This is a genomic window from Embleya sp. NPDC020630 (genome assembly GCF_044334985.1).
Lineage (GTDB): Bacteria > Actinomycetota > Actinomycetes > Streptomycetales > Streptomycetaceae > Embleya.
This window is the reverse complement of record NZ_JBIRUB010000001.1, coordinates 203,481-222,200: the sequence shown is the minus strand read 5'-3', so window position 1 is coordinate 222,200 and position 18,720 is coordinate 203,481. Positions and strand designations below refer to the sequence as shown.

Genomic DNA, 18,720 nt, shown 5'->3' with positions numbered 1-18,720 from the left:
AGGTTTGCGCAGGCATGGCATCCGGCCATGCCTGTCGCCCACTCTCGGAGGAGCCGCACCGTGTCGTCGTGGAACGAGGAACCACCCGCGTCGAGGGACGACGACCCGTCGGCCGAACCACCGCCTCGGCCCACGTACGCCCCGATGGCCGTGCCGCCGCCCCCGGGGCAGCCGGCCGGACCGCCCGCGCAGTACGCCGGCGGACCGGCGGGGCAACAGCCGGCGGGCCACCCGGCCGGCGCGGCCGCACAGTTCCCGGCCGGCCAGGCCCCCGGATACCCGGCGGGGGCGCAACCCCCGGCAGACACGGTGCCGCAACCGCCGGCGGGTGCGGCGCCGGGCTACCCGCCCGGCCAGGCTCCGCAATACCCGAACCAGGCACCCCAGTACCCGGCAGGGCAGCCCGCGCAGCCCCCCGGCCAGGCTCCGCAATACCCGAACCAGGCACCGCAGTACCCGGCAGCGCAATCCGCGCAGCCCCCCGCCCAGGGCGCGCCGTACGGCGCGGGCGCGTCGTACCCCGGGGCCGCCCCGCACTACCCAGGCGGGCCGCCGCAGTACCCGGGCGCGCCCGGCGGCTGGGGCCCGCAACCCCCGCAGCCCCCGCAGCCCGCCGGAGGCGACGGCACCTCCCGGCGCCGGGTGATCGTGGCCGGTTCGGTCGCGGCGGCCGTCGCGGCCGGCGGCGGGGTCGCGGCGTGGCTGCTCACCCGAGGCGACGACAAGAGCGCCGCCCCGCCGCCCGAGCCGAACCCGACCACCCCCGCACCGGTGCCGCCGGGGCCGCCGGCCGTCCCCGAACCGCCCACCACCGAGAGCGGCCCGTACACGCTCACCATGTGGCTGGACAAGATCTACACCCCGGGCGTCGACCAGGCGAAGACCAACACCGATGTGGCCGCCGCGCTGGTCAAGGCGGACCCGCTCGGCACCCTCCGCAGCGAGATCCAGGAGTTCGTCGATCCGGCGAAGCTGGACACCGCGCTCGCCACGGACAACGGCCCCGACCTCTTCCAGATGGACAGCCTGGTCCTGGCCCGCCGGGTCAAGCAGGGCACACTGCTCGACCTGACCCCGTACGCGAAGCGGTTGAACGCGGACTCCTGGCACCCGGCGGCCCGGGCCGCCTGCACCGTCGACGGCAAGCTGTACGCGCTGCCGATGGACGTGTACGCCCCGGTCGTGCTGTACGACAAGCGGCTGTGCGATCCGGCCGGGTTCGTGGTGCCCACCACGCGCGACGAGTGGATCACCCAGTTGGACAAGCTCAAGCAGCACTACGCGAGCGACCCGAAGTTCGAGGCGCTGCACCTGGTCGGCCGGGCCTGGCAGACGATCGCCGCGTGCCTGTTCGCGAGCGGCTGCGAGATAGCCGTGCCGCAGAACGAGCGCTGGGCCGGGCGCCTGAACACCGACGCGGGCCGCGCGGGCATCGCGTTCTTCCAAAAGCTCCAGTCCTATTCGAGCGCGCCGAAGAACGTCGAGGAGTACAAGGACCCGGCCGGCAGCATCATCGCCGTGCTCACCGCCGGCAAGTCGGCGATGGCGATCCAGCCGGACTGGGTGGTGGCCGAACTGCTGCGCACCTCCCCCGAGACGGCCCGCAACCTGGGCGCTTTCCCGATGCCCGGGACCACCGCCGGCAAGCCCGCGGCGGTCGGCGTGTGGGCCGGCGTGCTGGCCGTGTCGGCGAAGACCGAACATCCGGTGGGGGCGAGCAATCTGCTCCGGGTGATGTCCTCGTCGGTGTGGCAGGAGCGCTGGGCGAACGAAAACGAGACGATGCCGGCACTCGGCGGCCTGACCACCACCTCGGGCGCCGCGAACCCGGCTCGGGCCGCGACGCTGACCGCGCTCGCCCAGGGCAAGCCGTATCCGGCCGCACCGGGCTGGACGGCGGTTCCGATCAAGGACTTCGCGGAGAACGTGCTGGGCGGCGCCGACCCGGTCGTCGTCGGCGCCGACCAGGACGCGAAGATCGCGGGCACCTTCGGCCGATACCAGCCCTGACCCGAAGCCGGCGACCGCTCCTCGACCGGGCGGCCGAAGCCCGGCCGCCGTGTCACCCACACGGCGCAAGAAATCCTCAAGCGTAAGCCCGTCGCGGTTCCCCGCGGCGGGCTTACCGCATTACCCACCCTCCGCAGTCGGACCGGCGCATACCGTCGGGTCACTTCCCCTTCGGGCGACCGGCGGTTTCCGGCTTCGGTGGTACATGTCCGGCCTTCGGATCGCTCTCCGAGCACACGAGGATGCGGTCCGTCATGTCCGGAAGTCCCGATCCCTCCCGGGCCGATCTGCTCCGCGGCAGCCTGGAGGCCGTCGCGCCCGCCGCGCACGATCTGGTCTCGCACTTCTACGCGCTGTTGTTCCTGCGCCGCCCCGACCTGCGCGCGCTGTTCCCGCCGGCGATGGACCACCAGCGCGATCGCCTGCTCGCCGCGCTGCTCCGGGTCGGCGGGAGCAGCGACGAACCGCACGAGTTACGCCGCTATCTGCGCGGACTGGGCCGGGACCATCGCAAGTACGGGGTGCTGGACGAGCATTACGACGCGGTCGGCAGCGCGCTGATCGGCGCGCTGGCCCGCTACCTGGGCGAGCGCTGGACGCCGGAACTGCAGGCCGCGTGGGTGGAGGTGTACACGTGGGCGGCGGCGGTGATGATCGAGGCCGCCGCCGACGACGCCGAGGACGCGCCCGCGTGGTGGGACGCGGTGATCACCGCCCACGAGCCGCGCGGCCGGGACATCGCGGTGATCACCGTCGAGCCGGATCGCCCGCTGCCCTACCACCCCGGCCAGCACGTCACGGTGGAGACCCCGTGGTGGCCCAGGGTGTGGCGGCACTACTCGATCGCCAACGCCCCGCGCGTCGACGGCCGGCTGGAGCTGCACGTGCGCGCTGTGCCGGCGGGGTGGGTGAGCAGCGCGCTGGTACATCGGGCCCGGGTCGGCGACCGCATCCGGCTCGGCCCGGCGCGCGGCGGCCTGGTGTTGCGCGGCGAGACGCTGCGCCGGACGTTGTGCGTGGCCTACGGCACCGGCCTGGCGCCGATCAAGGCGCTGGTGGAGCACATGGCGCAGCGTCAGCTGGCGCACCGCGCGCATGTGTTCATCGGCGCCAAGTACCGGGCGGACCTGTACGACCTGGGCGCGCTGTCCGCGATGGCCGACGTGTACCCGTGGTTGAACGTGATCCCCGCGGTCACCCACGACCGCTCGTTCGCGGGCGACCAGGGCGCGCTGCCCGACGTGCTGGCCAGGTACGGCGACTGGGCGGACCACGACGTGTTCGTCAGCGGGTCGGCGGCCCTGGTCCAAGCCACCGCACACCGCCTGACCGGCGAATTGGGGGTGGCCCCGCAGCGCCTGCGTACCGAGAGCCTGGACGGGGCGGCCGGCGGGACGGTGCTGCTCCGGGGCCGCTGAGCTGCGGTGGGCGGGACCCGGGGGCGTAACGTACGGGTCATCAGGGTCGTGTCGAGTCGTGTCGATACGACCGCTTCGAGCCGCAGGAGCACCCGCATGGTCAGCAAGCCACCCGTGGACGACGTCGGCGACGAGGGGCTTGTGGTCGGGCCGCCCAAGGAGTACGCGGCCGGGCTGCCGGCCGTCGCCTGGTCGCTGCGCCACGCCGGCCGCCAGATGGGGGTCAAGCGCAGCCTGCTGACCCTGGTCCAGGTCAACCAGAAGCAGGGCTTCGACTGCCCCGGGTGTGCCTGGCCCGAGCCGGACCACCGCAGTGTCGCCGAGTTCTGCGAGAACGGCGCGAAGGCGGTCGCCGAGGAGGCCACGGTCCGCCGGGTGGGCGCCGACTTCTTCGCCGCGCACCCGGTGGCAGAGTTGGCCGACAAGTCGGACTACTGGCTGGGCCAGCAGGGTCGGTTGACCGAGCCGATGTATCTCGCCGAGGGCGCCACGCACTACGCGCCGATCTCGTGGGAGGGCGCGTTCGACGTGGTCGCCGAGGAGTTGGCGGCGCTGGACTCGCCGGACGCGGCGGCGTTCTACACCTCGGGCCGCACCAGCAACGAGGCCGCGTTCGTGTACCAGCTGTTCGTCCGCGCGTTCGGCACCAACAATCTGCCGGACTGCTCCAACATGTGCCACGAGTCGAGCGGTTCGGCGCTGACCCAGACGCTCGGGGTCGGCAAGGGCAGTGTCTCGCTCGAGGACCTGTACCGGTCCGACCTGATCTTCGTGGTGGGTCAGAACCCGGGGACCAACCACCCGAGGATGTTGTCCGCGCTGGAGAAGGCCAAGCAGGCGGGCGCCTCGATCGTGGCGGTCAACCCGCTGCCTGAGGCCGGTCTGCTGCGGTTCAAGAATCCGCAGAAGGTCTCCGGTGTGCTCGGCTCGGGTACCCAACTGACCGACGAGTTCGCGCAGATCCGGGTGAACGGCGACCTCGCGCTGTTCCGGGCGCTGAACCGGCTGCTGCTCGAAGCCGAGGACGCCGCGCCCGGCACCGTGCTCGATCGCGCCTTCATCGACGAATACGCGCACGGGTTCGAGGAGTTCGCGGCCGACGTGCGGACCACGCCGTGGGCCGACGTGCTGGAGGCGACCGGCCTGTCGCGCGAGCAGATCGAGCGCATCCATCGGCGGGTGCTGGACTCGCGGCGGATCGTGGTGTGCTGGGCGATGGGCCTGACCCAGCACAAGAACTCGGTGCCGACCATTCGCGAGGTGGTCAACTTCCTGCTCCTGCGCGGCAATGTGGGCCGGCCGGGCGCGGGGGTGTGCCCGGTGCGCGGGCACAGCAACGTGCAGGGCGACCGCACGATGGGCATCTACGAGAAGCCCGCGCCGGCGTTCCTGGACGCGCTGGAGCAGGAGTTCGGCTTCGCGCCGCCGCGCGCGCACGGGCACGACGTGGTGGACACGATCCGGGCGATGCGCGACGGGAACGTAAAGGTGTTCGTCGCGGTGGGCGGCAACTTCGTCTCGGCGACGCCGGACACCGCGGCCACCGAGGCGGCGCTGCGGGCCACCCGGCTGACCGTGCAGGTATCCACCAAGCTCAACCGTTCGCACGCGGTCACCGGGCGGCGGGCGCTGATCCTGCCCACCCTGGGGCGGACCGAGCGGGACCAGTTCGTCACGGTCGAGGACTCGATGAGCGCGGTGCACATGTCGCGCGGCAAACTGCCGCCGGCCTCGCCGCGGTTGCGCTCGGAGGTGGCGATCGTCTGCGGGCTGGCCGAACGGGTGCTCGGTGACCGGGTGTCGGTGCCGTGGCGCGACCTCGCGCGCGACTACGACCTGATCCGGGACCGGATCGAGCGGGTGATCCCGGGCTTCACCGACTTCAACCGCCGGGTGCGCGAGCCCGGCGGGTTCGTGTTGCCGCACGGGCCGCGCGACGCGCGGCGGTTCCCGACCACGACCGGGAAGGCCAACTTCTCCCGCAACGAACTCGCCGTATTGCGGGTGCCCGAGGGTCGGTTGATCCTCCAGACGGTGCGCTCGCACGACCAGTACAACACCACCATCTACGGTCTGGACGACCGTTATCGCGGGATCAAGCAGGGTCGCCGGGTGGTGTTCGTCAACCCCGTCGACCTGACCGCCCTTGGCCTGGCCGACGGCGCGCTGGTCGACCTGGTCAGCGAATGGCACGACGGGTCGGAGCGGCGGGCCGAGGCGTTCCGGGTGGTGTCCTACGACACCGCCGCGGGCTGCTGTGCGGCCTACTTCCCCGAGACCAACGTGCTGGTGCCGCTGGACAGCACGGCCGACGAGAGCAACACACCGACGTCCAAGTCGATCGTGGTCCGCCTGGAGCCGCACGCGCACTGATTGTTGGGCCCTTCGGGCCGGCTCGCGAGGGACCGCTTTTCTGCTCCCCCGCTTCGCTCCTCCGCAGAAAAGCGGCCCCTCGCTCGGGGTCGGCTGTCCCTCCGCGTCGCTCCGGGCCATCCGACCTGAACTTTGCGGCTCCGCCGCTCTCCGCGCTTCGCGCGTCGATCACGGGGGCGGCCCGAGTCGTGGGCGCTGACGCGCCACGGGGTCCGGCGGCGGTCAGCCCCGGAATCGGGCCGCCAGTACCGCCGCGAGGCGGCGGGAGGCGAAGTCGGCGCCGTGGACGAAGCGCAGCGCCGGGCCGAAGGTGGCGGCGGCGGGCGGGCCGGTGACGTACAGGCCGGGCACGGTGGTCTCGAACGACGCGTCGAGCGCGGGCAGTCCGCCCACCGTGGCGATCCGGCGCCGCACGGAGGGTGTCAGGAAGCCGAGGGCGGCCAGGTCGACCCGGTAGCCGGTCGCGGCGAGCACGTGGTCGGCGTGTACCTCGCGCTGGTAGCCGGTCCGGTCCCGCAGCCACATCCGCGCCCGCCCGTCGGGCTCGCGCCGGGCCCGGGTGACGGTCTGCGCGTCGCGAACCGGGACCCGTCCGTCCAGGCGATCGCGCAACCACCACGCGGCGGACGGGCCGAGGATGCGCCGGGCCAGGTCGACCCGGACGCAGGCGGGCAGCAGCCGGAACGCGGCCGGGCCCCGCGCGGCGGCGGCGATCGTCCAGCCGGCTCCCAGCGGCGAGTCCGGGGTGAGCCGCCGGGCCCGGGGCGGGGCTGCGAACCGGATGTGCTCGGCCCGGCCGAACACCCGGACCCGTGCGGCACCGCCCTCGTGCAGCAACGCGGCGCTCTCCAGGGCCGATTGGCCGGAGCCGATCACCACGATGTCCCGGTCCGCGCCGAGTTCGGCCAGGTCGGGGCGCTGCGCGGGGTGGGAGACCAGGTCGTCGCCGAGGTGTTCGAGCACGGCCGGCACGTAGCGGTGCGCGGCCAGACCGGTGGCCAGCACCACCGCGTCGACCGCCAGGTCCGGGCCGCCGTCCCGGGCGAGCACGAAGCCGTGCCCGGCCGGCTCGATGCCGGTGACGCGCTCGCGCTCCACGTCCGGGACCAGGCGCTCGGCGAACCACCGCCCGTAGGCCACGAACAACTCCAGGGGCACGGGCTGATCGCCCGTCAGCGGGCGTTCGCCGCGGGCGCGTTGGAAACAGGCCAGGGTGAATCCGGGCCTCGGCGCGGCGATCGAGGAGGCGTCGGGCCTGGATTTCAGCAGCATGCCGATCGGCATGTGCCGCCGCCAGCTCTCCAGCGGTTCGCCGAACACCCGGGCGCTCATCCCGAGTTGGCGCAGGTGGGCGGCGAGCGAGAGGCCGTAGGGGCCGGCTCCGACGATGGCCACGGTCATGGCGGTGCCCTTCGGATATTCGAGTGGATTATTGGCTTATTCGATGAAAAGTCGGTTCGCGCTGCTAGAAAGGTCCGGACGGGGAGGCGACGAAATGGTTGTCCGAGGAGTCGAGCTGGATCGTTCGGTGCCCGCGCTGCTGTTCAAGGTCGGCCGCTATCCGCTGCACCAGGGCTCGGTCGGCGCGGTGCGCTCGCTCGGGCGCGCGGGTGTGCCGGTGCACGCGGTGGTCGAGGACGCGTACACCCCCACCGCCCTGTCCCGGCACCTGAGTCGGCGGCACGTGTGGCCCACCACCGGCCTGGAGGACCCGCGGACGCTGGTGGAGCAACTGCTCGACATCGGCCGCCGGTTGCCCGCCCGCGCGGTCCTGGTGCCCACCGACGACGAGGCGGCGCTGCTGGCCGCCGGTGCCCAGGACCGCCTCGCGGAGTGTTTCCTGCTGCCCAAGATCGACCCGGACCTGCCCGCCGGGCTGGCGGGCAAGCGCGGGCTCTACCGGCGCTGCCTGGCCCACGGGGTGCCCGCGCCGGACACCCGCTTCCCCGCCGACCGCGAACAACTGATCGCGTTCGCGGCCGAGTTGGGCTACCCGGTGGTGGTCAAGAATCTCGCGCCGTGGGATCGGCTGCGGGCGCCGGTGGTGCCGGGCACCACGCTGGTCCGCGACCGGCGTGCGCTGCTCGCGCTGGTCGGCGAACCGCGCGGGGTGTTGTTGCAGGCGTACGTGCCGCGTGAAGCTGCGCAGGACTGGATCGTGCACCTGTACGCCGCGCCGGACGGTCGATGCGCGCCGGTGTTCACCGGCCTCAAGCTCCGCTCCTGGCCGCCGCACGCGGGGGTGACCACGTACGCCCGGGCGTTGGCCAACCCGGGTCTCGCCCGTCGTTCCGCGCGGCTGTGTCGGGCGCTCGGCTATCGGGGTCCGGCCGATCTGGACTGGCGGCTCGACCTGCGCGACGGGCGCTACAAGCTGGTCGACTTCAACCCGCGGGTGGGCGCCCAGTTCCGCATGTTCGAGACCGCGCGGGGCCTGGACGTGGTGCGTGCGCTGCATCTGGACCTGACCGGGCGGCCGATTCCCTTGGGTGGCCAGCGCGAGGGTCGGCGCTATGTCGCCGAGCATCTGGATCTCGCCGCGTTCGTGGCCTACCGGGGGCGCTGCGGCGTGGCCCGGCCACCGGGTCGGGCGCCGGGGTGGGGCGGGGTGGAGGCGGCCTGGCTGGCCCTGGACGATCCGCTGCCGGCGGCGGTCACGGCGGTGCGCACGCTCGCTCTGGCCGTGCGCCGGCGGTGGCACTGAGGAGAGTGGGTGGGTTCGATGGAGACGGGTCGGGCGATGCGGGTCCGCCGACGGCTGACCGCGGTGTTGCCGGTCGTGGTGCCGGTGCTGCTGCTCGCGGGGTGCGCGTCCGCGCCGCCGGCGGGGCCGCGGTTGTTGTTCGCCGACGACTTCGCCGGGTCGGCGCTCGCCGCCGAGCGCTGGGTGACGTGCTACGACTGGAACGTGGCCGGCTGTACCAACGCGGGCAACCACGAGCAGCAGTGGTACCTGCCCGAGCAGGTCCGGGTGCGGGACGGGCAGGCGATCCTGACCGCCGCGCGGCGACCCACCACCGGTTCGGACGGCGTGGCCTACCCGTGGGTCTCGGGCATGTTGTCCACCGGGCGGCCGAGTTGGTCGGGTCGGCCGAGGTTCACCTTCACCTATGGCCGGGTCGAGGCCGAACTGCGTTTGCCCCGCGAGCCGTTCTCGTTCCCGGCGTTCTGGCTGATGCCCGCCGCCAAACGCACCCCTCCCGAGCTGGACGTGGTCGAACTGATCGGCCTGGACGGCCTGGCCCGGGCCACGGTGCACTGGACCGGGCCCGACGGCCGGCCCGATGCACAGACGCACGCCTCCCCGGAGCGCGACTGGGCCGGCAGGTTCCACCGGTTCACCCTCGACTGGCGGCCGGATCGGGTGACGTGGTCGATCGACGGCGAGCAGGTGTTCGCCGTGACCGACCGGGCGCATGTTCCGCACGAGCCGATGGAGGTGTTGTTCACCCTCGCGATGGGCTACCCGGAGCCGGTCCCCGACACGGTGACCGGCGCGGAGATGCGGATCCGGGCGGTGCGGGTCTGGGAGCGCTGAACCCGCGCGCGCCGGCCCCGGTCGGGCGCTCACCTCAACCGGCCCGGCCGGCGACCGGGTCGGAGTGCTCGTGCCAGGGATCGGGCCGGCCGCGCCGGCGGGCCCTGATCCGGCGCCAGGCCCGCCAGCCGAGCGTGGGCAGCCCGTCCCGAAACGGCGCGACCCGGGGGCCGGCACCGGCCAGCCAGGCGTCCAGGCGGTCGAGCCCGGTGTCCGCGCGCACCATCAGCCGGGAGATCCGCCACGGATCGTCCTCGCGCGAGCTGTGCGCGTCGCGTACCGCCATCGCGGTACGAAAGCCCGCGTGCCGCACCGCGGCCCGCACGGCGGCGTCGTTGTAGCCGAACGGGTAGGCGAACGAGGTGACCGAGCGCTCCAGTTCGGCCTCCAGGCGCTGCCGCGAACAGGCGATCTCGCGGTGCATGGATTCGAGCGGGAGGGTGTCGAGTTCGCGGTGCGTGCAGCCATGCGCGCCGATGGTAAGGCCCGGCGCGTCGGCGATTTGGCGCAGTTCGCGCCAGGTGAGCATGGCGGCCGGCGGCAGTACCGGGTTCGGGGTGGGCCACAGCGCGTCGGTGGTGACGTAGAGCGTCACGGGCAGGTCGCGTTCGACCAGTTGCGGCAGCGCGTACCGGGCGAAGTCGGCGTAGCCGTCGTCGAAGGTGATCAGCACGCTCTCCCGGGGCAGGTCGCGACCGCCGTGCAGGGCCTCGGTGAACCGGTCCAGGCCGATCGGGACCCGGCCGCTCGCCGAGACCCGGTCCAGGTGTCGGCCGAACTGGGCCGGGGTGACGGTGAACGGCGCGATCCACGGCGGCGGGTCGTCCCGTACCGCGTGGTAGAGCAGGACCGGTACCGCGGCCTCGGATCTCATCGAAGCTCCTCTCGGGAGGTGTGCGTACGCACGACGGTGCGGATCAGCGCGGCGGTGGTGGTCAGGCCGGCGAGGGTGCCGATCACGCGCGGGGCGGAGAAGGCGCCGGCGAGCAGGTATGCCTCGGCGGTCAGCGCGCACAGCGCCGCGCTGCCGGCCGCCGAGGTCACCGCCGTGGCCAGGACGCTCGCGCCCTCGCCGGCGAGGGCGTAGCCGGGTCCGACGGCCAGGAAGGCGACCACGACCAGGACCCGCAGCGGGTGTTCGGCGGGCAGTTCGAGCGCGCCGAACGCCGACCACCCGGCGGCGGCGGGCCACAGGGCCCGGATCGGGCCGCTCATCGCACGGGCCCCGGTCGGGGGCCGATCCGGTAGATCACCGCGTCCCGGTCGCGCAGCAGCAGGGTGAATCGGGGCGCGGTGGACAGCGCTCGGTCGATGCGCCCGAGGGTGCCCGCCGGCAGCAGTCCGGTCTGTTCGCACTCGGCCCGCTGGCCGGCGGTCAGGAACAGGTACGCCGTGTCGCCCGGATACTCGTCGGCCAGCGCGCTCAGCCCGGCCACCGGGTCGCGCACCACCCCCTCGCGCAGCGCGGGCGTCTCCATCGCGAACCAGCGGTGTCGCTGTTGCTCGTAGTCGGCGTAGGCGCCGGGGAAGTTGTTGCTCGCCGCGACGATCAGGTCGCCGGGCGCGGACACCCGGGCCAGCCACTGCCGGGCGGCGATCTCGCCGTCGTCGAAGTGGTTCTGGCGCTCCTTGCCGTAGTAGCCGAACACGAATCCGGTGAGCAGCAGCGCGAAGAGCACGGGCAGCACCACCGCGCGCGGGCGCGGCCGGCCCCGGTCGCCGAACAGCGGCGCGAGCCGGCCGGCGATCAGGAACGCGGCGGCGGGCAGCGCGAACAGGTAGACCCGGAAGATGATTTCGCCGCCGTACGCGCCGGCCGCGAGCAGCGGCAGCGGCGCCAGGACCAGCGGCATGGCGGGCGAGCGGCGCAGGCGCGGACTGCGGATCGGCGCGACGGCGGTGAGCAGCGCGACACCGGCGGTCAGCGCCCGGTCCACCCGGGCGACCAGCACCTGGCCCGGTTCGGCGCTGCCCAGATTGACCATGCCGGCATGCGCGTTCGACTCGAAGTCGCCGAACTGGGCCCAGGCAGAACCGAATTGCTCGAACAGGAAGGGTCGGGCCACGGTCAGGTCCCAGCCGAGCACGACCACCGCGGTGAGCCCGAGCAGCGGGAGGGCGACGGGCCGATGGGCGCGCGAGCAGGCAAGCGCGGCCAGTGCGACGACGAGCATCAGCGGGGTGAGCTGATGCGCCGTCACCACGGCGAGCACCAGCGGCGCGCACAGTCCGACGGTGGCGAGCGGGCGCCGGTCGCGGTCCAGGACCAGCGCCAGGATGGTCACGTACAGGACGAACGCGAAGGTCTGCGGGGCGAAGTAGTCCTGGCCGACCCAGGCGGTGGCGAAGTAGATCCATACCGCCGCCCACACGATCCGCCGGTTGCGGGTCAGGGTGCGGTAAAGCAGGACCAGGGGGCCGATCAGCAGCAGGTCGAAGGCGAGCGGCGACCAGGTGGCCATGGTCAGCGCGTCGGGCGCGCCGGATGCGCGCACGGCCGTGGCGGCGGCGGAGAAGAACCCGGGCCACTGGTGGTAGGGCGCCAACTCGCCCGCGTCCGGCAGGGTTCGGCCGGTGCGCAGGAACTGGTCGACCACCTCGACGTGTTTCCAGGCCCACGCGTAGCGCAAGTGCTCGTAGAGCACCGCCGGTGTGGCGTGCAGCATGGTCACCAGGGCGCCGGTGTACAGCGCGTAGCGCCGGGTCCGGGCGGTGCGGTCGAGCAGGCTCACCGCGAAGCCGACGGTGAGCACGGCCAGTGCGCACCAGTACAGGGCGGGCAGCACGTCGAGCAGCCCGAGTCCGCCCATCCGGTCCACCGCGACCGGCATGCGCATCGCCAGGACCCACAGCAGTGCGGCGATCGGCAGGGCGAGCCGGCCGAACGCGCGGAACGCGAGCGCGGCGGGGGTGGGCAGCGGATCCCGGCCCAGACCGCGTGCCCGGCCCGCGGCGTAGCCGAGCGCGGTGGTGAGCACGCCCAGGACCAGCGCGGGGATGGTGGCCTTGGGCGGGCCGGGGTCCGGGGCGAGCGGGCGGACCAGGGCGCGCGGGATGGTCGAGGCCAGGTAGGAGCGTTCGGAGGCGAGCGCGCGGCCGGTGCCGGCGTGCCGGCTGACCACCGCCTTGGACAGGCCCTCGGCCCAGCAGCGGGCCCGGAAGTAGCGCCAGGTGGTGCGCGCGGCGGGCACGCGGTGGCGGACCACGGCGGCCGGTTCGTACCCGAGCACGCCGCCGCGGTGTCGGGCCGCGGCGCGGATGCACAGCTCGGTCTCCTCGCAGCCCAGCGGGCGGGTGCCGACGCGGCCCAGGTCGGTACGGAAGCCGCCGACGTCGAGCAGCACGCTGCGCCGGAAGGACATGTTGGCGCCGATCAGGTTCCTTACCGGCGCGGCCTGTTCGGGCATGCCCCGGTAGGTGCAGCCGACCACCCAGTCGAATTCGGCGGGGAACCAGATCGGGCGTGCGGTGTCCCAGTTCGGCCGGATCCGGCCGCCGACGCCGAGCACGTTCGGGTCGGCGTAGCCGTCGAGCAGGCGCATGGTCCAGTCGGGTTCGGCGACGGCGTCGTCGTCGAGGAACGCCACGACGTCGCCCCGCGCGCCCTCGACACCGGTGTTGCGGGCGCCGGAGAGACCGCGTCGGCCCCGGTTGCGCAGCACGGTGACGTCGGGGAACGCGGCGCTCGCGCGGGCGGCGAGTTCGTGGCAGTGGTCGGCGACCAGGATGATCTCGGCGGGTGCCTCGTCCTGGGCCCGGAGCGAGTCGAGCGCGGCGGTGAGGTCGGCCCAGCGTTCCATGGTGTACGCGCAGACCACCACGGTCAGGGTGGGGCGGGGCGGGGTGCGCTCGACGGCGGGGCCGGCGCCGCGGGCGCGGACCAGGGCCCGCCTGGCGGCGGCCTCCTCGGCGCGGATGGCCACCCAGGCCAGACGTCTGGTGCGCGGTGGGGTCTCCGTCATGCGGGCCTCCCGGAAACGGTGGGGAGCCAGATCCGGCGGGCCGCGAGCAGCACGAGCGCGGTCGCGGTCTGGGCGCCGAGCCAGGCGATGCCGGCGCCGAGCAGGCCGAGCGCGGGCAACAGGACGACGGTCAGGGTCAGTACGGTCGCCGCGAGGCCGGCCTGGATGGCGACCACGACGCGCATCCGGCGCAACACCCGGCAGGCGCTGATCGCGGTCGCGACCACCAGGTGCGGCAGCGCGGACAGGGCGAGCAGTTGCAGCAGCCCGGCGCCGTTGCGGGCGTAGCCGGGGCCGAACACCCGCAGCACCAGCGGCGCGCCCAGGACGAGGACGACGATCGCGAGCAGGAGCAGCGCCCCGGTGTGGCGCAACACCCGCCGGCAGCCGGCGGCGAGCCCGGCGGTGCCGCCGGCGGCCTCGACGAGCAGCGACGCCCCCATGTTGAGTCCGACCAGGTAGAGCGTGTTGGCCACCACCCAGGCCAGTGAGAAGTAGGCGCTCTCCCGGGCGCCGACGCGTTCGAGCACGATGATCGGCGGCACGGTGGTCGCCGCGAGCCAGCACAGCGTGCCGAGGTAGTCCGCCCCGGCGTACCGCACGAGCCTGGCTCCGGGCCGAAATCGCGCGCCGGGGTGGGGGGTTCGCTGCCGGGCCGGCGGGCGCGGGTCGTCGCCCGGGGCCGGACCCGAGGTGACGCGTGGGTCGGGGCCCGGGGTGACGCCCGCCGCCCGGGCGGACTTCCGGGCGGGCAGCAGGCGCGCGAACAGCCAGGTGTCGACAACCAGCAGGGTCGACACCAGGGCCAGCGTCCAGGACATCAGGATGCCGAGCGTGGGCAACAACGCGGCCAACGCGGCGACCAGGACCAGTTTGGCGATCGCGAAGCCGCTGTTCTTGCCCACCACCAGGCCGGGTCGGCGCAGGCCGGTGAGCGCGCCGTCCTGGAGCGCGAACAGCGCGTAGGCCACCGTGGTCGCCGCGAAGCAGCAGCCGGCCGCCGGTTCGCGCAGGAAGCCCAGGCCCGGCGCGCACAGCGGGATCAGCGCGAGGAAGCCGAGGACGGCCACCAGGGTCGCGCCGAACGCGGCGGCGTACGCGGCGCGGATCAGCCCGCGCCGGTCCGCGCCCGGTTGCGGCAGGAAGCGTACGAGCACGTTGGCCAGGCCGAGTTGGCCCAGCCCCGAGAGCAGCATCATCGCGGACACCGCCGCATAGGTGCGCCCCACCGTCGCGTCGCCGTACCAGCGGGTGGCGAGCGCCCAGTAGCCCGCGCCGAACGCCGAGGTCACCAGCGAACCGGCGGTCAGCACATGCCCGTTGCGCAGCAGCGGGTCCACCCGGGGTCGGGCGGATCGGCGCAGCCCGGCCTGGATCACCGGTCGGGCTCCGCCTGCTCCCAGGGCGTGCGCACGCCGTGCATCCGCACCCGCGAGCGCAGGTAGGCGAGCGGGCCGGCGGCCAGCGCGCGGCGCTCCAGCGCGGCCAGCCGGGCGGGCCAGGGGACATCGGGCCGCCCGGGCGCGCGGGTTCGGGCCAGCGCGTAGCGGATTCCGTCGGGGGCGCGTCTGGCGAGCGCGCCGAGGGTGCGCGGCTCGCGCAGTACGGCGGCGGTCAGGTAGGCGCCCAGGCCGGTGCCGTACCCGCGCACTTGGGCGGCCACCGCGGCCCGATCGGCCCGGTGTCGGTGCCAGATCAGCGCGCCGGGTTCGTAGCCGATCCGGTGTCCGCGCACGATGGTACGGAAGAAGGCGAGCAGGTCGTCGCCGCCGCACGCGGGGGTACCGGCGCCGGTGGCCGGGTCGAAGCCGCCCATCGCGCGCAGGACGTCGGCCCGGAAGGCCATGTTGGCGCCGGAGCCGAAGCGGCCGGCGGCGAACGGGAACAGCGGGTCGGCGGGCGGCGCCTGGGGGTCGTACAGGATCGGCTCGAAACCCTTGGCGAAGCCCCCGTGGTGATGGAGCATCAGTTGCGCGGGGGTGCGCAGTTCGGCGGGCAGGATCAGGCCGGTGACGCACGCGGGCCGGCCCGCGCGGGCGAAGCCGGCGACCAGGGCCGCGACCCAGCCGGGGTCGGCCAGGACGTCGTCGTCGGTGAACGCGAGCAACTCGCCCGTGGCCACCGCGATGCCGCGGTTGTGCGCGAGGGCCAGCCCGGGGCGCGGTTCGCGCACGTAGCGCACCAGGCCGGCGCAACCGCCCCGGACCACGCTCGCGGTGCGGTTGGTGGTGGGGGCGTTGTCCACCACGATCAGTTCGATGTCGGGGTAGGTCTGCCACAGCAGGGTGCGCAGGCACGCGGCGAGCAGTTCGGGCCGCTCGCGGGTGGCCACGATCACGCTGACCCGGGGTGTGCCGCGCGGGGCGGGTGGGCCGGGGGCGTGGTCGGGTGCGGCGGGGGCACCGAAGCGGGCCGTCGCGCAGGCGATCAGCCGGTCCGGGGCGGGGGTGGGCAGTTCGAGGTCGAGCAGGCCGACGGGGGTGCCGGCGTGCCGGACCAGGGCGAGCATGGCGCCGGCGGGGCAGTCGGCGGGGGTGCCGTCGGGGGTGCTCAACCTCGGCCCGGCGTCGGCGACGAGGTCGAGGACGCGGACGTGCGCGAGGTCGGGGGGTGGGGCGGGTGGAGCCGGGGCGGGCGCGGCGGGCCCGGCTGGTGGCGCGGACTCGGCCTGTGGCGCGGACTCGGCGGGCGTGGCGGCGGTCGGCGTGGCGGCCGTCGGCGAGGCCGGGCGCGGGATGGCGATCGGGGTCGGCGTGGCCGGTGGGCGCGGGCCGGGCAGCGGGGGGTTCGGTTCGGCCGGGCGCTGCCTCGGGATCAGCGGCCTCGGGTCGGGTTCGGGATCTCGGCGGGGCGTCAAGCGTCCTCCCCTGCTCGCTCCGGGCGGGCGCCGGCGTGCTCGCGCAGGACGGTGCGCAGCACCCGGCGTCCGTCGCGGAGCGCGTTGAGGTTGGATCGCCCGCTCCGGCGCGGCAGTTCGAGGCTGGGTACCTCGGCGATCCGCAGTCCGGCGCGCAGGGCCCGGACGATCATCTCGGCCTCGATCTCGAAGCCGGTCGAGCGCAGGTCCAGGTGTTCCAGGAAGCACCGGCGGAACGCGCAGAAGCCGTAGCACAGATCGGTGAGCCGATACCCGTACAGCCGGCTGACCAGGGCCATCAGCGCGTGGTTGCCGAGGCTGCGGACCGCGGTCAGGTCCAATGATCCGCCGCCGCCGACGAACCGGGAGCCCTTGACGAAGTCGTAGCCGTTGCTCAGGAAGTGCACGTAGTGCGGGATCTCGTGCGGCGACATGCTGCCGTCGGCGTCGATGGTGACGATGATGTCGCCGGTGGCGTGCCGGAATCCGGTGCGCAGGGCGCTGCCCTTGCCGGGGCCGCACTGCGGGATGACCCGGGCGGCCGGCAGGTAGCGGCGGGTGATCAGCGAGGTGGCGTCGGTGGAGTCCCCGTCGATCAGCAGGACTTCGTCGACGCCTTCGGGTATCTGCTGGAGCACCCAGGGCAGATTGCGGGCCTCGTTGCGGGCCGGCACGACCAGGGTGACCCGGTCCCGGGACACCGGGTCGGCCGGTGCCTGTCCGGCTCGTACCGGGGCGGCGCCGGGCAGTTCGGCAATCCGGGGCAATGGGCGTTTCGGGTGCGTCGCGTGCGTCGTGTCGTGCATGAACGGCCCCCTCCCGTCTGCCGCGTGCCCCGGAGAGCACCCGGCATCGGGCCGGCGGAACCGGCCCGAAATCGGTGACACCGGGTGCTGATAGCACGACACCCGGTCATCGCTGATCGTGGTTGGGTGGCGAAAGCAGGGTCAATCGGACCGAAGATGCTTTGCCAAGACGTTACGGTTGGGCGTTTTTCCCGTCGAATGCCAGTTCGGGGATTTTCTCGGCTTTCCGACGCCTTGTCGGATACGGCGCATCCGGTGGGAGCACCCGGGAGCGGGTCGGTGCGGGCGCCCGCGCGAAGATCGACGCGAGCGCCCGCGTGCGGTCGAGCGCGCTCAGCAACCGCAGTCGCACGAGCAACATTCGCCGCATTCGCAGCAGTTGCCACAGCAGTCGCATCCGTCGCAGCAGTCCCCACAGTCACACTTGTGGCAACACCCCTGCCGCTGTTGACCGGTGCACGGATCCTCGAAGGTCTCCCGGCAACACCACTGGCAGGTACAGCACAACCCGGCCCAGATCGCGCAGGCGACGAACACGTTGTGTCCGCCGGGCGGCGGCGGGGGCGGAGTGGGGCCGCCGGGCGGACCCCACGGGCTGTTCGGGTCGTACGGGCTGCCGGGCGGCGGCTGGGTGGGCGTCCGGTTCGGCGGCTGGTTCGGCCAGGACCCGTCGGGGCGTGCGGCGAGCCGGGGTTCGGCCCGCTCGCCGTGCTTGGCGCAGCCACTACCGTGCTTGCCGCCGACCGAGCAGGAGGGGTTCTCGACGGGGAAGCCCGCGTGCCGGAACGACCGGTCGATCGCCTCGTCGACCTCGTGCACGAGCAGCCGGTGAGCGAGCGCGCCCGTGACGAACTCGACCTCGGCCAGGGCCAGTCGGATACCGGTCGCCGCGTCGCGGCACAGCCGGTACGCCTCGTCCGGCCCGGTCCCGGTGGCCAACAGCGGGTTCCACGCGCCGGCCGCCCGGTCGGCGTGGATGTCCTCGACCGCGTCGAGCAGGTGCGCGAGCCGGCCGAACAACCGTCCCGCCTCGGCCAACGACTCGGCGTTGTCGGGCCGTTCGGCCAGCACCGCGGTGTGCGCGAACGCCGCGCCGGTGGCCGTCTCGGTCGGCTCGGTCACCACCAGCACCGACACGCCCGGTCCGGCCAGCGCCTCGACCTCGACCTGCCGGTCCACCGCCTCGACCATCACGGCCGTATCGAAGCCCACGTCGAGCGCGGTGCCCGCACCCTGCCGGGCCCAGCGCTCGGCGACCCGGCGCGCACCGCCCGCGACCGCGCGCCGCCGGTACACCCCGTCGCCGTCGTCGATGTGGTCGCGCATCTTCGCCGACGCGAGCACCAGGGACACCGCGCCCGCGAGCCGCGCCCCCTCGCCCATGGCCACCTCGGCCCGGCGCATCGCGCGCAGCGGACAGGGACCGGCCTTGCGCCGCCCGTCCGCGGTCGGCCGGGCGGACTGCGCCTCGACCAGGACCGAGATGATCAACCCGTCGTAGTTGGTGGCCACGCGCGCCGCCTGCCCGTGGTCGTCCCGCAGCGCCAGACACATGCCGCACAGGTGCGCCATCCACTCGCTCTGCAACTTCTCCGACAGTCGATGCCGGCACGGCCGGATGATCCCGAACAAGCCCTCGCCCCATTCACTGCGCCGATTCCTGGCCCCCTCAGCGCGGTCAGCCTACTGATCACCCGTCATCCCCGTACGGATCCGCCCGGGATCGGACCCCGGGGCGGCCCGAGGGCCGCGCTCG

The 18,720-nt window shown here is 73.9% G+C and carries 13 protein-coding genes; 5 read left to right on the top strand and 8 right to left on the bottom strand.

Annotated elements, in window-relative coordinates:
* Positions 1-60 precede the first annotated feature (60 nt).
* The 3 genes from ACH4XV_RS00890 to ACH4XV_RS00880 all read left to right on the top strand — a co-directional run bounded on the left by ACH4XV_RS00890 (position 61) and on the right by ACH4XV_RS00880 (position 5,801).
* Positions 61-2,010 (top strand): hypothetical protein, encoded by a 1,950-nt coding sequence (locus ACH4XV_RS00890; RefSeq protein WP_395785828.1) that lies wholly within the window; start codon positions 61-63, stop codon positions 2,008-2,010.
* Between the two features lie 254 nt (positions 2,011-2,264).
* Positions 2,265-3,428, top strand: a complete 1,164-nt coding sequence (locus ACH4XV_RS00885) for a globin domain-containing protein (RefSeq protein WP_395785826.1) — start codon at positions 2,265-2,267, stop codon at positions 3,426-3,428.
* A 96-nt stretch (positions 3,429-3,524) separates the two neighbouring features.
* The gene (locus ACH4XV_RS00880; RefSeq protein ID WP_395785824.1) at positions 3,525-5,801 is read left to right on the top strand and encodes an FdhF/YdeP family oxidoreductase; all 2,277 of its coding nucleotides are present in this window, start codon (positions 3,525-3,527) and stop codon (positions 5,799-5,801) included.
* Positions 5,802-6,023: 222 nt separating this feature from the next.
* Here the strand turns inward: ACH4XV_RS00880 and ACH4XV_RS00875 are convergent, their stop codons facing one another.
* Positions 6,024-7,202, bottom strand: coding sequence for an FAD-dependent oxidoreductase (locus ACH4XV_RS00875; RefSeq protein ID WP_395785822.1), 1,179 nt, complete (start codon positions 7,200-7,202; stop codon positions 6,024-6,026).
* A 94-nt stretch (positions 7,203-7,296) separates the two neighbouring features.
* Between ACH4XV_RS00875 and ACH4XV_RS00870 the strand changes: the two genes are divergently transcribed.
* Both ACH4XV_RS00870 and ACH4XV_RS00865 read left to right on the top strand, forming a co-directional pair.
* On the top strand, positions 7,297-8,505 hold the full coding sequence (locus ACH4XV_RS00870) for an ATP-grasp domain-containing protein (protein WP_395785820.1): 1,209 nt from the start codon (positions 7,297-7,299) through the stop codon (positions 8,503-8,505).
* A gap of 18 nt (positions 8,506-8,523) precedes the next feature.
* Positions 8,524-9,339 (top strand): family 16 glycosylhydrolase, encoded by an 816-nt coding sequence (locus tag ACH4XV_RS00865; RefSeq protein WP_395787029.1) that lies wholly within the window; start codon positions 8,524-8,526, stop codon positions 9,337-9,339.
* A 34-nt stretch (positions 9,340-9,373) separates the two neighbouring features.
* Here the strand turns inward: ACH4XV_RS00865 and ACH4XV_RS00860 are convergent, their stop codons facing one another.
* From ACH4XV_RS00860 to ACH4XV_RS00830, 7 genes are all read right to left on the bottom strand, one after another.
* The gene (locus tag ACH4XV_RS00860) at positions 9,374-10,213 is read right to left on the bottom strand and encodes a polysaccharide deacetylase family protein (RefSeq protein ID WP_395785818.1); all 840 of its coding nucleotides are present in this window, start codon (positions 10,211-10,213) and stop codon (positions 9,374-9,376) included.
* A complete protein-coding gene (locus ACH4XV_RS00855) occupies positions 10,210-10,554 on the bottom strand; it encodes a hypothetical protein (RefSeq protein WP_395785816.1) in 345 nt (114 codons plus the stop codon). Before ACH4XV_RS00855 ends, ACH4XV_RS00860 begins: the two co-directional genes overlap by 4 nt.
* A complete protein-coding gene (locus tag ACH4XV_RS00850; protein ID WP_395785814.1) occupies positions 10,551-13,301 on the bottom strand; it encodes a glycosyltransferase family 2 protein in 2,751 nt (916 codons plus the stop codon). The genes ACH4XV_RS00855 and ACH4XV_RS00850 overlap by 4 nt, the downstream gene beginning before the upstream one ends.
* Positions 13,298-14,680, bottom strand: a complete 1,383-nt coding sequence (locus ACH4XV_RS00845; RefSeq protein ID WP_395785812.1) for a hypothetical protein — start codon at positions 14,678-14,680, stop codon at positions 13,298-13,300. The genes ACH4XV_RS00850 and ACH4XV_RS00845 overlap by 4 nt, the downstream gene beginning before the upstream one ends.
* Positions 14,677-16,158, bottom strand: coding sequence for a glycosyltransferase family 2 protein (locus ACH4XV_RS00840; protein ID WP_395785810.1), 1,482 nt, complete (start codon positions 16,156-16,158; stop codon positions 14,677-14,679). Before ACH4XV_RS00840 ends, ACH4XV_RS00845 begins: the two co-directional genes overlap by 4 nt.
* The gene (locus tag ACH4XV_RS00835) at positions 16,155-16,964 is read right to left on the bottom strand and encodes a glycosyltransferase family 2 protein (protein ID WP_395785808.1); all 810 of its coding nucleotides are present in this window, start codon (positions 16,962-16,964) and stop codon (positions 16,155-16,157) included. The genes ACH4XV_RS00840 and ACH4XV_RS00835 overlap by 4 nt, the downstream gene beginning before the upstream one ends.
* A gap of 333 nt (positions 16,965-17,297) precedes the next feature.
* Positions 17,298-18,596: a DUF5685 family protein gene (locus ACH4XV_RS00830; protein ID WP_395785806.1), complete on the bottom strand. Its 1,299-nt coding sequence runs from the start codon at positions 18,594-18,596 to the stop codon at positions 17,298-17,300.
* Between the last annotated feature and the right edge of the window lie 124 nt (positions 18,597-18,720).

Excerpts from the sequence above, each read along its gene's own strand:
- ACH4XV_RS00885 (WP_395785826.1), top strand. The coding sequence starts at position 2,265 with ATGTCCGGAAGTCCCGATCCCTCCCGGGCCGATCTGCTCCGCGGCAGC.
- ACH4XV_RS00880 (WP_395785824.1), top strand. The coding sequence starts at position 3,525 with ATGGTCAGCAAGCCACCCGTGGACGACGTCGGCGACGAGGGGCTTGTG.
- ACH4XV_RS00875 (WP_395785822.1), bottom strand. The coding sequence starts at position 7,202 with ATGACCGTGGCCATCGTCGGAGCCGGCCCCTACGGCCTCTCGCTCGCC.
- ACH4XV_RS00870 (WP_395785820.1), top strand. The coding sequence starts at position 7,297 with ATGGTTGTCCGAGGAGTCGAGCTGGATCGTTCGGTGCCCGCGCTGCTG.
- ACH4XV_RS00865 (WP_395787029.1), top strand. The coding sequence starts at position 8,524 with ATGGAGACGGGTCGGGCGATGCGGGTCCGCCGACGGCTGACCGCGGTG.
- ACH4XV_RS00860 (WP_395785818.1), bottom strand. The coding sequence starts at position 10,213 with ATGAGATCCGAGGCCGCGGTACCGGTCCTGCTCTACCACGCGGTACGG.
- ACH4XV_RS00855 (WP_395785816.1), bottom strand. The coding sequence starts at position 10,554 with ATGAGCGGCCCGATCCGGGCCCTGTGGCCCGCCGCCGCCGGGTGGTCG.
- ACH4XV_RS00850 (WP_395785814.1), bottom strand. The coding sequence starts at position 13,301 with ATGACGGAGACCCCACCGCGCACCAGACGTCTGGCCTGGGTGGCCATC.
- ACH4XV_RS00835 (WP_395785808.1), bottom strand. The coding sequence starts at position 16,964 with ATGCACGACACGACGCACGCGACGCACCCGAAACGCCCATTGCCCCGG.